10 protein-coding genes and 1 pseudogene are annotated in these 14,498 nt (G+C 42.9%); all 11 read left to right on the top strand.

The window, feature by feature from the left end; translation table 11 throughout:
* Nucleotides 1-2,211, top strand: a 2,211-nt coding sequence (locus BLT02_RS16090) for an InlB B-repeat-containing protein (RefSeq protein WP_139187711.1), incomplete at its 5' end; no start/stop codon positions are given.
* Between the two features lie 2,203 nt (nt 2,212-4,414).
* The gene (locus BLT02_RS16080) at nt 4,415-5,452 is read left to right on the top strand and encodes a hypothetical protein (protein WP_092997883.1); all 1,038 of its coding nucleotides are present in this window, start codon (nt 4,415-4,417) and stop codon (nt 5,450-5,452) included.
* Between the two features lie 64 nt (nt 5,453-5,516).
* On the top strand, nt 5,517-5,813 hold the full coding sequence (locus tag BLT02_RS16075) for a hypothetical protein (protein WP_092997880.1): 297 nt from the start codon (nt 5,517-5,519) through the stop codon (nt 5,811-5,813).
* A gap of 126 nt (nt 5,814-5,939) precedes the next feature.
* A complete protein-coding gene (locus BLT02_RS16070; protein WP_092997877.1) occupies nt 5,940-7,070 on the top strand; it encodes an arsenate reductase/protein-tyrosine-phosphatase family protein in 1,131 nt (376 codons plus the stop codon).
* An 814-nt stretch (nt 7,071-7,884) separates the two neighbouring features.
* Nucleotides 7,885-9,363, top strand: coding sequence for a hypothetical protein (locus BLT02_RS16065; protein WP_092997874.1), 1,479 nt, complete (start codon nt 7,885-7,887; stop codon nt 9,361-9,363).
* Between the two features lie 121 nt (nt 9,364-9,484).
* Nucleotides 9,485-9,862, top strand: coding sequence for a hypothetical protein (locus BLT02_RS16060; protein WP_092997871.1), 378 nt, complete (start codon nt 9,485-9,487; stop codon nt 9,860-9,862).
* A gap of 322 nt (nt 9,863-10,184) precedes the next feature.
* Nucleotides 10,185-10,445, top strand: coding sequence for a hypothetical protein (locus BLT02_RS16055; RefSeq protein WP_092997868.1), 261 nt, complete (start codon nt 10,185-10,187; stop codon nt 10,443-10,445).
* Nucleotides 10,446-10,493: 48 nt separating this feature from the next.
* The gene (locus tag BLT02_RS16050) at nt 10,494-12,242 is read left to right on the top strand and encodes a hypothetical protein (RefSeq protein WP_092997866.1); all 1,749 of its coding nucleotides are present in this window, start codon (nt 10,494-10,496) and stop codon (nt 12,240-12,242) included.
* Between the two features lie 252 nt (nt 12,243-12,494).
* Nucleotides 12,495-13,058, top strand: a pseudogene (msrA, locus tag BLT02_RS16045) (peptide-methionine (S)-S-oxide reductase MsrA).
* A gap of 6 nt (nt 13,059-13,064) precedes the next feature.
* Nucleotides 13,065-13,475 (top strand): TIGR04076 family protein, encoded by a 411-nt coding sequence (locus tag BLT02_RS16040; RefSeq protein ID WP_092997863.1) that lies wholly within the window; start codon nt 13,065-13,067, stop codon nt 13,473-13,475.
* 26 nt (nt 13,476-13,501) lie between these two features.
* Nucleotides 13,502-13,837 carry a DUF2200 domain-containing protein gene (locus BLT02_RS16035; protein ID WP_092997860.1) on the top strand — a complete coding sequence of 112 codons (336 nt, stop codon included), beginning with the start codon at nt 13,502-13,504 and terminating at the stop codon, nt 13,835-13,837.
* The last annotated feature ends 661 nt before the right edge of the window (nt 13,838-14,498 follow it).

The following is a 14,498-nucleotide window of genomic DNA, read 5'->3' as shown; positions in this document are numbered from 1 at the left end:
CATGTACAGCTCGGTACGTTCGTTATGAACGGCGGCTCGATCAAGAATAACAGCGCATCTGAAAACGGCGGCGGATTGTACGCGACACAGAATGCTGATATCACCTTTACAGGCGGCAGGATCGAACAGAACACGGCAGAAAAGGGCAGTGTTTATCTGAACAGTGTCGGCATGAAGGTCTCCGGTGATCTGTATATCGAAAGCGTTTATCTCACCGACCCGCTCATCACTGTAACGGGGCCTCTGACAGAAAACTCAAAGATCGGACTGACCTATTCCAACAATGCCGCGAATAACGGAAAGACGCTGACAAGCGGCCTGGACAGAAACGGCACACCGGAGCATTTCTTCTCCGCCAAAAACGGCTATCTGACCGGACTGACCCCGGACGGCGAGATCGTCATGGGAACACCCGTGACCGTCAGCTTTGACAGCAATGGCGGCAGCGAAGTCGGACCACAGACGATCGCCAAAAACAGTATCGCTGCCGCGCCGGCAGATCCAGTTTACGGCAGGCACATTTTCAAAGGCTGGTGTCTTGGCAGCGAAGCGTATGACTTCAGCACCCCGGTGGCCGATGACCTGACGCTCAGCGCGGTGTGGGAGGAGCAGTACACCATTACCATTAACGCCGATGAAGGCTGTACCGTAACAGTCATGGTTTCAGAAACGGATGAGGACGGCACACCCATCGAAAGCGGAGACACGGTGCCCTATGGCACAGTGCTGCAGGTCAGCGCGGTGGCGAAGACCGGCTGCAGACTGACCGAAACACCTGAGCCGGCCTATACTGTCACCGGTGATCTGACCATTTCGGCAAAGAGTGAGGCCCTTAAGTTTACATTGACCGCTGCAGCGACAGAGGGCGGCACAGAACCTGCGGTCAGTGTGGAAAATCCGGTACCCTATGGCACGGAAGTTACAGTTACGGCTTCGGAACCGGCAGATACTTATGAATTCATTGGCTGGTATCAGAAGGGTAACAATAAGCGGCTGACGGCAGAAAAGGCGTACACAGTCACAGTGACCACTGATCTTGCGCTGGAGGCCCGGTATCAAAGGGCAGCTGGTGTAGTGACCTTCATCAAGGACAGCATCGTGCAGAAGACGGTCACTGCCGTCAGCATCACGCAGGATGACTTCCCCGCGGATCCCGTGCCCATGTATGGGTATAAGTTCGACGGCTGGGACAAGACGGTGGAGGAGATCAATGAAACACTCTCAAGCGGAGGAAACATTACCGTCAATGCAAAGTTCATCCAGCTTCCGGCCAGCATTACAGTGACCATTTATAACGGAGAGTCTGACACGCCTGAGACCCGGGAGTATACAGAGAGCAGATGGGTCACGGTTACGGCTGCAGAGGTCTCCGGGAAGACATTCTCCTGTTGGATGATGGACGATGTGATCCTCTCCTATAACAGGACAGCCTCCTTCCGTACTGAGACAAGCTGTACTGTGACAGCTGTCTATGCGGTCGGGGCAGTGGAGACCATGGGTACCGCTTTGATCCGTACGGGGACCTATAATGAATCAACAGATAAACTCTCTTTTGTGGCTTATCTTACAGTACCGGAAGGCGCAAAGATCTCCGCTTCCGGTTTAGTGGCATCCTCCGGGGATGGAGACTATGATCCTTCTACGGAACTGACACTGGATAATGCAGATTACAAAAAGAATTCCGCCAGGGCAGAGGGGACTGGAGGGCCTGTTACCTATACCTGGACCAAGACATCCGTGGCCATCGGCGATGTCTGGTATGCCCGTGCTTACGTACGCTACACATATAATGGCGAAAGCTGTACCGTTTACGGCGACCGGGTGAAAGTGACAGCTGGATGCGACTATGATTTCAGCGAAAAGGCTGCGGCAGCGATAAGGACAACCAGTTATAACGCATCTACTCAAAAGGCTGTATTCGTAGCATTCCTGACCGTTCCGGAAGGCGGTGTCATTTCAAAAGCCGGTCTTGTTGCTGCACCGGGCAGTACCTTTGACGCAGCGGATACGCTGCTCACCTGGGATACTGCCTCCTATAAAAAGACCAGTACAAAGGCTGCCGGCACAGCAGGTCCCGTGTCTTATACCTGGACCAAGACAGCTGTCAATATTGGCGACATCTGGTATGTGCGGCCCTATGTCATTTACTCAGACGCAAATGGAACTGAACACACGGTGTACGGCGAACTGCTCAAATTTACCGCAGAATAAAAGGAGGAGACCCTGTGAAAGAGAATTATGAATCCCCGGAAATGGAAGTCTGCTTGTTTGACACAGACGATGTGATTACACAATCCCCTATTGAAGAAGATGACGAAGATTAATGGATGAGCAGGATGGCAGGTGGCCTGAACAGGCTGCCTGCCATTCTGGTAAAGAGGTAAGGGATGAAGCCTTCATTTCTGCTCTCACAACATGTTTTTCAAGTTCAGCAGAATACGTTTCTGGAGAATCATATGCAATGCGAACTTCTTCTAACGTAGTCCCTCAGGAACTGACGTCATCATATTGGAGCTCATCTGTCAGATGCTCATATACGCAGGTTCATCTTAATAATTAATTTGACGGACAATATGACGGAAGGTAATATAAAAGCAGAAAAAGTGCTGCCGATCGACGGTCAGCCCATCTTTATTGTTTAGTCACAGAGTGACCGCCCAACTTTGTCAGAGCAGGGGCGGTCATTTTTGTGTCTTCGATTCAGAATCGCTTCTTCCTCTATCTTTGCCGATGGCATATCCGAGACTGAACGCACCCAGTGTCTGCACATTTAAACCGGAACAACTACACCTTGGCAATGCCATTAAGAATCCTCCTTCAATTATTATTTAGAATATTTTTATTTGGAATGACCGGGAACTGTCCATTACCCTTGTTCAAACATAGTTGTATAATAATACTATCACTTTATATATTGATTAATAATGATATATAATAGAATATAATTAGAAAAATCCCTATTTTACATCCAAATAATTCATTATTAATAAATAGTATTCTATTATTGATAGAATTCCTGTTTTCCCGCCCATGTTTTTTTCTTGATACAGAAATCATGGCAGGTTTATTATATTACTAACAACACAGGGTTAAAACTCCGTGTTCAGATTGCGGGCGGACAATCCCTGCGACGCCTGCCCGCTTTTCGAAAGGATATACCTTAACCACTTTCATTGTTTTAACAGGTCTCAACAAATCAGGAGATGGCGATTCCTTTTTCAGAGAGGAGGTGACTTTTTCAGTAAATTGTAGACTGGCAGGTCGATTCTTATTTCATAAACCGGATCAACACAGGATAAGCAGATTTCAGATTCGAATGAGAATTTCAGTCGGACTGCCAGCTTCGATTGAGACAGCTTCATCTATAAAACTCTTCCATAAGGATGTTCAAAAGACATTCGATCTCTTTATAGATGGCAAATCATTCTGATTTAATCGGAAACGTCTTTCATAAAATTTCGTCTACCCAGGGCCGGGTGAGGCCCCGTGTTCTTCGAACAGATAAATAATCACTCTTTCTGTAAAAGCATTTTAAAGAACGGAAAGCGGATTTTTATCGGGAAGAACATGCCCTCATCGCAACATTTTTATGTTGTTCGATTTGAGGAGGTAGTCGATATGAAGAGTTTCCCGAAAAGAACCCCTGAAGGAATCAAAGCGGGACAGGCACTTCCGTTTTGTCTTAAAACGATCCTGCTTTTCTTTCTCTTTCTGGCACAACTCCCTTTGTTCCTGATCATGGAATCCAGGCCCGTGTTTGCAAATATCTGTAAACCGGTCACTAAGAGTTTCCGGGATTCCAGGGCAGCCTGTCAAATTAATCTTCAGGCTGCATCTTCCAAAAAGACAGCCCGCAAAATCAGCAAGGGCGGGGTGAAGTTATCCAAGAAGTCCTTCAAATATGACGGTCATTCAAAGAAACCGAAGGTAACAGTAAAGTATGGACATAAAAAGCTGAAAAAGAACAAAGACTACACTGTCAGATACGAAAATAACAAAAAACGCGGCACTGCAAAGGTTATAATAATCGGGAAAGGAGACTACCGGGGAACAATTTCTATATCATTCCGGATCCGGTGACATCTCCAACGCTTCAGAAAGCAAAGATCTGTTGTTGAGGTACATTTTATCAGGCATCAAGCCGGATTTTCAATATTCTATTCTCGATATACTATTATTGAAAGATTTCTGCCCCATCAGGCTGGCATGTTCAGCAGCCTGATGGGGCAGGAAATTTAAGCAGAAAACAATCGAAGTCGAAGGCGCTTCGGTAATCTGGGAAAGTCATGATTTTACTGCTGCAATATATCCCGCACATTTTCCCCATTGAAAAACACGAAAAAATTACGGAAAAATATATATATCGTTTAAGAAAATATAAATCGTTTAAGTGGTAAGAAATCAGGAGATTATCATGAGTAAATTATGGAAAGTGGAGATTCCCTTTGATTCGTCAAATCGTTTTCCTGATATGCTGAAAACGATGCTGTTGTTTTTTGATAAAACGGTTGTCAGGCTTCCGATGATAAGTGCCGGTGAACCGTTTTATAACAAAAATGTATGGCGAAAAGTCTGGCTTGAAGCATTCCAGCTTTATCGTTTTAAGTACTTTGACTGCAGATGCGTTCCTGCGTTTAATGAGCTTGATATGGCTAGTAAGATAATACATATGGCCTCAGATGTAATTGCATCCGACTGTAAAGCAGATGGATTCGACAGTGAATTCCGTAATTATTTGGAAATGATGGACATGGATCATGTTGATGGCTTTCTCGCATCATGTTGCCCGGAAGACGATGATCCAGCAGTGACCTGGGCCATGAAGTCTTCAACATTGCATTTTCAGCAGAGGACATTTCAATTCTCAGACATGCTGTCTCTGATCTATTCCAGGAAAAACACGGCTTCCTATCAGATGAATGCAGCAGAACTCTACAATGAAATGGCAAAAGATTATAGCTTGGAGACGTGTGAAGCCTTCACATCCAAACAGCTTCTTTTCCCTTATTACCGTGATTTATCTTTTTCGGAAGGCGACTATTCTGTCATAAACATTCTCGAGAAATGTTCCGCGGAAAAGGAGGAAATGAAGGGCCGGCTCTCCAGACTGATGTCAGGCTTCTACCCCGATGATAAGGATGAACTGCAAGATCATATTCTCGAGAGGCTGGACCCGGAAGTCGAGCGCTTTAATACGCTCCTTCATGAAGGAAAGTTTGCCTATATCGAATGCCTCCGTCAGATTCTCGGAGAACCTTCAGACTATACCGGCATAACCGTGAGCTGCTTTGCCGGACTGAAGCAGCACATGAGACATGCAGCTAAATGTGGCGACATTCTCAAAATGTTCGAAGTCCCCTATCTGTCAGATCCGGTGAACCACAGAAAGAAGCCACTCTTTATACGTCTCAATAACATTAAAACCCAAATGGGAAAATGGAATACCCGATAAGCCGTTCCAATCCACACGTCCTTTGCAGTAAACAACGATTCAGAGAATTCAGGAGGAAAAAGAAATGTTAGACAGCCTCATCCTGTTAAAGCTGGCGGCCTTAGGCTGCTTCGGAATTATTATTATTGCAATAGCTTCATATCTCAGATGGATCGAAGAGGAGTCCTATAAAAATGCAGATGGACCGAAAGCTTCAACAGGTTTGATTAATGATGAAAACAACAGACCCCTGCTTCTGCCCATGTGTCTTTCTTCTACACCTTATCTTGAAATGCAAAGACCAGGAGTGGAAGAAGACCAGTATACGAGTTCCGTAATGTCTGGTTTGGATGTACCGGACACACATAATTATCCTTCTTGATTGAACGGCACAGAATATAACGGCAAAGAATGTGATTGAATCACTGATTCGGCTGGTCTGAGAACAGGTACTATCAATCATGGACTATCTCAAAGGGCGAATGCATCATTTGAAAGGAGACAGAGAATGCTTTTGGATTACGAACAGAGAACCGCCTGGAAATATGAGTCTATCAGTGGATCTTTCCATACGGCAGCAAGCCTCTCAAACAAGGTGAATTCTGATGGGAGTTACGCCTCTTATCCCGGCAGCACCGTGGTGTTCAGACCGGGGAAACAATGCCTGCAGGTTGTTCAGATGATGCAGAAGGTGCTCCTCTACAAACTGAAAGCTTCCACTATGCTTGCAGCTCCGCTCCCCGCATCGACAATCCACATGACGCTGCATGACCTGGTTTCGCCGGAGTTATGCAAAGATGAGGCGGAATATAAAAATAAACTTGTGACAAGCACCGGCAAAGCAGTCGCAGTCGTCAACTCGATCCGTAAAGAATATGCAGGTCGGAAAATTACTTTAGTCGCAGACCGCATCGTTAATATGGCCTCGAAGTCTCTGGTACTGCTGCTCAAGCCCCGGACAGAAGAGGAGTATGGCTTGCTTTTGGAGATGTACCACCGGTTTGACGCGGTACAGGATCTTCCCTATCCATTGATTCCGCATATCACCCTCGCCTATTTCAAACCGGGAATGCTGGATGGCGACTGGTTGGGAGAATCTTTGGATTTCGCACAGATCAATCCGGCAAAGGCACCGAAATTTGAGTTTGACCCGGAGAGCCTGACGGTGCAGGTCTTTCAGGATATGCAGACCTACATAGACATCCCGAAGAGGATCTGTTTCTGTTGTGACGGAGGTCTGAACCGCAGCGTAATGGCAGCAGCCATTGTAAACCATCTGGCGAATGAGAAAGGCCTTCATGTCATCGGCGAAGCAAGATCCGCTTATCAGAATACACAGGGATGGCCGGTACCGAAGCAGGTACGGGAGACGCTGAAAAAACATGGTATTCAGGCAGATGAGTCTTTTTCAACAGCTCACTACCTCGAAGATGAGGAAGTTTCTCATTTTTCTTCCTTTGCTGCTATATCCAGAGGTGCGATGGATCGATTGTCATTGCTGGGGCTGCCTGAGGAAAAAGTGAAGGAAAGCCAGTTTTTCTTTGGCGTGCGGGATCCGGAGTACGGAGAGATATCCTACGAGCAGGCCTTCAAGGAGCTGCATGAGAGAGCAGTAAGATATTTGAATTCATTTGGTTGATGGTACCAGGCAGCATAAACCTGTAGAACCGGTAACATATGCAGAAAAAAGGAACAGAAAACACATCTGGAAGCAGAAGCAGAATGGAATGAACGGACTTATGATGCGTTCTCAGGATACCTGTACAAAGGATTGAAGAAACGGACTTACCGATTTACCCATTCATAAATAATGATTAAAAATGCCAGGAGCCGTAAATTCCAAAAGAACTGACGGCTCTTTTCCAACAGGGAAATCCCTATGAGATATAAAACACAAATTTATACCCGAAAATGCATCCGTAGAAAGGCATAAACTGCCTTTTTTACAGGATGCTTTTTTATTCATGCCACAATAGATAACCAAAACGGGAGAAGAGCTATATATGCAAAATCCATTATTTCTTGTTTCAACATTATTCAATTAATATGGCTAAATATGCTACATAGATTTGTAGATTTTAAACTGAATAAATGATAAACTTTATCAGATAGTATCACTTGAGGTGCATCTAACATCTGTTTCATTAACGCCGATGAGGTGGATCATAAATTCTATACGAACGGAGTAAGCAGGCAAAAATCAGCGAAATAGCTACTGCCTTGGAGGATGATTACGAGATTTGCATGATACTTTTTTCAATGCGCCGAAATGTGAAAGAGCCAGAAGACAAATGATTTTACGGTTAATCGTACATATCGGGTCTGTTTCAAAGATAACGTATTGACAGAATCTGCTGAGAGTAGATGTTATCCCTGATTGACCACTACTGACTGACACTGGTGTTGGAGATCTGGGAAGTTTTCCGACTTTATTGGCAAGGGAGAGATAGTTAATGTTAAACAAATATATATGGAATCTTTACTTAAAATCCGGTGGCAATAAGGTTGTAGAAATGTTTCGCCGGAATCTTTCCGAGAAGCTTACTCTGGAATATGCAGAAGAGGTTGTCTGTATGCGCAGAGTATACTGCGTTATGAACGAATTGCAATTATTGATGAGGGAACAGATTGAGGACTTGATCCGGCTTTATGGGAACAAGCAGATAGATATCCTTAAATCTGAAGAAGAAGGTTTGGACCAGGTTACACAGATACAAGTGCTGGATGCGTTCTATGAGATGCTGATTCAGCATAGCCAGACAGCAAGAGACGCTTTTGCAGAGTTTTCATTTGGGATTACATTTTATAGTACGAATTTGAGCATCTTAAATCCGGAATTCTTTATTCCATATTACTTTAGGTTTAATTTCAATGTATTACAGAAGATTGCCGAGGTATTTGAAATAAAATTACCAGCAATCCCTGTGAAAAAAGATTACAAAAACCGGATTTATTATTATGGGGAAATCAGCAAATCCTTAATTCAGTTTGCTAAGGACAATTCTCTTTCTCGTTACGAGTTATATGCGTTTCTCTATGATTTCGCACCTAAGTACATTGGGGGTACAGACAGCTATATTGTTAAGGAACTTCCGGCGCCAAGGAGTGCCTATTTTATTGGAGCCGATAAAAACGATGTTACCCTTGCGGAAAATCCTTCTGAGATAACTTCATGGCAATGTAATCCAGATACCCGTGTCGGAGACATGATCGTCATGTATGTTCGCACACCGGTCAGTGCTGTTCAGTCCATCTGGCGAGCATGTTCTGTCGGATTCATTGATCCATTCTTCTATTATTATCGATGTGTCTATATGTCTTGTCCAATTAAAACCAGTTTACTTACACTGGAAGACATGAAAGCGGATGAAACGTTTAAAACCCTTCCGATTGTCAGGAAGAACATGCAGGGAATAAATGGAGTAGAATTATACCCATCTGTATATAACCGCCTTGTTACCAGAACGAAAGCAAATGTGCTACTCTTAGAATATGAGACAACAGAAGGGGATGATGTTTATACTTGTGAAAAGGATGTTGAGAATAAACTTATAAAACCAATGATCGCGAAACTTGGGTATGATGAAAATGAATATGAACAGCAGCTTTATATTGAAATTGGGAACAGCAATAAAGCATTAATACCTGACTTCGTTCTTCTCCCCGATAAAACGTATGGGCATATTTCCGGATTTGGAATAATCGAAGCCAAAAGAAGCATTACTACGAACGAAACACTAAGAAAGGTATTTGTTCAGGCTCGGAGCTACGCCCGGATTCTTTCTACTAAGTATTGCGCAGTGGCTTCGAAAGAAAAAATATGGATTACACAACGAAAGGATGACTATGAGGCAATTATTTTTGAGGCCTCGTGGAATCAACTAAACCAAAACGATTATTTTTACGAACTAGATAAATTGATAGGAAAGTAAAAGGTATGCGCTCAAACTTAACACCATCTAAAAAGATGTTGCTTTTCCATAGAAAAGAAAACATGATTTGTTGTAAAGGATAAATTATCTATGCGATATTCCAGGAGACTGTGCAAGGTTTATGGTACCTGGTACCAAATGCAAATGGTCTGGCTATAGTCTTAAGTATAAGCAAAAGGAAGTGCCAAAGATGCTGAAAAACCATAGATTTATATGTTGTCAAATGTTACTGGTGCTGCTTTTGTCACTTTTTGTTTTAAAAGCATATGCAACGGAAACAAAATTGAAACCTGCTCAAATATTATATACCGGAAATATCGCCGGAATCCTTCTGTATGCAAAAACAGATGAGGCAATAACCTCGGACTGCATGTTTAATATGGGCGGAAACAAGATCGGCGCAAAGACACTTGATCTGAATGTGGATTTTAAGGTGATCGCCGCTCAGCTTGATATAATCGCGCAGGATTTCTTTGAATGTGGCCAGAAAGTGGTCTGACAGGATCTGATCTGCATATTTCTACTTTTGCAAACGGGATACTCTTTCAAGAATCTTGATTCTTCCGTCTTTCTTAGTAAAGTGACATAGTCAAACTTTGGACCACGGTGGTACTAACTATAAGGAAAAAGTGATCTATGTTCCTTTACATAAAGAAAAAGACGGAATAAAAATCAGCCAAGAAGAACTCACAGACTTTAATCAGCCTTTTTTTTAGATCAAATCTCTGAACTGCGGATAATTAATGAATGCTTTAAAAGTGTGTACTTATCCACTTATTGAGCATTCATTCAAATAGATATCATACGAGGGAGAATTAATAATGAATATTCACACATTAGAGAAGGCAAATAAAATACAGGAAGATATTCATCAAATAGATTACACGATTAAATATATCGAAAGATTTATGAGAGGAAAACAGTACGGTGATAATTGCCATCTAATAATTGTTCCTGAAAATTCTCATCATTCCTTAAAAATATCAGATGACCCCAATGTCATAAGAATTATCTTCAAGAATAGCTTGGAAGAATTAATCAAGCAAAAGAAAGCTCTTGAAAAAGCTTTCTATGATTTATAATTCTTTCCTTTTGGTTTATTTTCGAGGGTCAAAAAGGAGTATACGTGAATGAGAAAAAAAAAGAAACCCGCAGAAATCTCTCCCCTTCCGGAAACATACATCTGTCCGATTTGCGGAGAAAGTCATAAACACGAAGAACTGTGCCCAATAGTATTGAACAGACGAAACAAGATTAAATATAATTCGCAGTCATACATTATGGGAGGCATACTGCTGGAATGTCTGGAACGAGAAGTTGATTTTTTCCAAATCATTAAAGAAATAACATACTTTATGGAAGAACTCTCTTTAAGAAGTCCATTTGAGTGTATTAGTTTCAATGCTGATTTTATAATATCATATTTTGCATCGGCAATAGGATGCTCTCCCTTTAGATTTTACAAAAAACTGCCAGAATTAGCCTTAAAATATGATATGTACATCGATAATGCGTCTTCACTTTTTGATGAAATTGACAGCGTCGAAGTAGATGAACATAATAATATTATAGATATATGTAAGGCATTGGATAATGTTGATGGAAAACTTGGTGATATGCTAGAAAATACGGGCTATTCTCATTCACCTCAATTGTATGTGCACAAAGTTTTTAATGGTAGAAAGCCCACCTATCATCTTGTGATGGATTATCATTGGGTGGAGACGGGACGTTGTCGAAAGCAAGAGTCCTTCAATAATACGAACGATAAACCTGTTTTTCAGGTTTCAAATATCTGTTTTGGCGAACATACATCCTTGGACGGATTTGGACTATATGCTGAAAAGGAAGGCAAATTAAAAGAAATATTCGAAGCTGGCTTTGAATGGGAATTGGAATGGGAAAATGTTGCTGATAAAATATCTTGTTCTAAATCGGTTGCATATGAGTGGACATTAAAGCTTGACGAGGCTACAAAAAAAGGGCTACTCAGATGGAATAAAAGCAATAGTGACTATGGGGTTGAATACTTTACAACCTATGATAAAGCTAAAATAGAAATATATATAGCAAATAACATTCCTAAAGACGATGAGAAAGAAAGTCGTTATAAATCATCATACGGCAGAGGAGATTATATTCGTGTTTACGAGACTGATCGTAAGATGTATCATTACGGAAAAGTTCCTATTCCGGATTGGGAATTCCCTGGAAAAGATGAAAACGAAGATACAGCAATAATCCAGGAACCAATGCTAAGGCGGGTTGCAAGTACTGTTGATAGATGGGAAGATGTAAAAAACAGTTTTATTGAGTCACGCACCAAGAGAACGATCCGCAAGACGGATGTACTCTCTGTAGCGTATTCTTTTGTGTGTTCTGAAAAAGGGCATCTAGTTGTACCATGTTGCGGTCTTGTATCTATAATAACCCCTGATGGTGAGAAAATAGAAGATAAAGTCTATCTCGGTTATTGCAGAAATTGTGATGTTTATTATATATTCCGTCGGGATTATGAAAACCTATGTAAAAAAGGGACACTGCAATGTAAGGTAGTAGATGCCATTACTAAAAAAATTCTCAGCGATGCCTCTTTTAATTTCAATGAAAAATCAGTTCTTTCGGAGATGGGATATAACGTTCAGGCATCCGAAAATTTGTCTTCAGCAGAAAGGCATAGAATTCTAAAAACCGCAATTGAGGACAAGAAGATACCTGTAAATGAGATAATTAATCTCTTGGAATTACAGATTAATCTTCATTCTGGTAACGAAAAATATGCAAATGCTGTTGAAAAATGGAAAGAAGATTCAGAATTTGTAAAATCATATGGAATATATTCTGGTAGGAATAAAAGGATTCACAGTATTCAGGTATGACATTGCAAAGATAAGGATGCCGGAGCATGAGATTGTTAACCATTACAGAGTAAAGCAATAATTCTCATGGGTGATATCGATTAGGTATGCAGCCTGGAGGCTGATCTAACGTGGATGGCATCGACGTTGAGTCAAGAATGTTTCGCTCATTTGCAAATCTGGTTTTTAGGCAAATTTGCAGAGGCGAGGTTCGTGAGAAGGCTTCCGCCAATGATTTAAGAGCAATTGTACTTCTAAAGGAGCTTGATGATCATGAAAGAGATTTATCTTGCAGGTGGCTGTTTCTGGGGCCTGCAGAAATTCTTTGACCAGTTCGAAGGCGTGTTTTCGACAGAAGTCGGGTATGCCAACGGCCCCGAATACACGAATCAACACGCGCCAGCTTATGAGGAAGTCTGCCGCAACAGCGGGCATGCAGAGACTGTCAAAGTGACTTACGATGAGAGCTTGTTGTCACTGCCGGAGCTGCTGCATTATTTTTTCATGGTCATTGACCCGGTCTCAGTCAACCGGCAGGGAAATGACCGTGGGATCCAGTACCGTACAGGAATCTACTTTACAGAGATGGCTCAGCTCCGGGAGATCCGTCCCGTATATGATGCAGAACAGGATAAGGCAGGTCAGCCACTGGCAGTGGAGCTGCAACCAATATAAAACTTCTATTCCGCCGAAGAATACCACCAGAAATATCTGGAGAAAAATCCTGATGGCTACTGCCATATACCGGACAAATACTATCACATGGAGAAAACCTATGATGATAGAGGAACATACGAGGATGTACTTCAGAGACTGGATAGCAAAATAAAGGAGTAAGTCGGGATGCAATACGAATGCAAAATAACCGTACTGGAAACGAAGTGCTTTCCGGACCTTCAGGAGCAGTATCTGGCCGATCCCAAATCCGGCCCTTGTCCGTTCTTTAAACCGGGTGATACATTCCTGCTTAAACGCACGCCGCAACAGGACGATTTCTACCACCTGATGAACGGTAAATTCTGCGGTGAGGCGTGGGATGCCGTCAGCCGGTATGTCTACACAGCTTTGCAGGGTGGTTCTATCATGAAGGGCTGGACCAACGACGACCGCATGATGATCACCTGCTGCAACGACGGCACGAGGCCGGTCATTTTCAAGATTGAGCGCATCGATATCCCTGAGAATGACGAGGAGCGGGAGTGGCTGGCGAAGCAGGTCTTCAGGAACACAGCCGAGGATGCCTATACGGGGTGAACTGAATCGGGCATGAGGGGGATACTATGGCACGACAGAGCATTTTTGACATGAAGGTATCAAAAATCTATCCACTGCTGCTTCAGAAAGTGGAGCGTAAAGGCCGGTCAAAGGAAGAACTGGATGCCGCTATCGAATGGCTGACCGGATATGATATGAACCAGGTTGATCAAGAAATGACCTACAGAGACTTTTTTGATCAAGCACCTGCTATGAATCCGAGGGCAGAACTGATCAAAGGAAAGGTATGCGGAGTGCAGGTGGAAACTATCGAAGACCCCATGATGCAGAAGATCCGTTGGCTGGACAAGCTGGTAGATGAACTGGCTAAAGGCAAGCCTCTAAATAAGGTGCTGCGGTGATCGGAATGAAACAATATGAATATGACGCGGTTCTCCATGTGATGGATGATAACGGGGTGTTTATGTAGCTTTTCCATGGAATATCCGGGAAGAATTCGGGAAGGGGCGTGTGAAGGTTCACGCGCTGTTTTACGGCATCCCCATATGACGGAAGCATCGTCAACATGGGAGTGAAGAATCCGGAGGGTTCTGTCTGTTACATCATCGGTGTGCTGAAAACAATCCGGAACAAACTGAACAAACATGATGGCGATAGAAAAGAAAACATGGTTTGTTGTAAAGGATAAATTTTCTATGTGATATTCCAGGAGACTGAGCAAGGTTTATGGTACCTGGTACATGGGAGAAATTGTGTAACAGGGATTAAAACTAAACCTGAATTATTCATGGCGTCTGGGACATGCCCATGAGACGCCGATTTAGTTACACAACAATACCGATATACACGTACGTTAACCTACAGGGATTCAATCCTTCATAAAAAAGGGCATAGTACTCCCCATTGAGTTTTTGGAAGTGGCATATGGTATTGTCAATGTCCGTTGTTTTGCTGTCAGGCAGCCAGTTCAGGGATCTGAAGCTGTTGTATGTTCAACAGTATTTCCCGGAACTCAGCCTTGTAGGGACAGCTACTGCAGAACCTGAAGCTTCGGTATCTGGA

The sequence above is a fragment of the Sarcina sp. DSM 11001 genome (genome assembly GCF_900101015.1).
Lineage (GTDB): Bacteria > Bacillota > Clostridia > Lachnospirales > Lachnospiraceae > CAG-791.
This window is presented reverse-complemented; position numbering and strand designations above follow the sequence as displayed.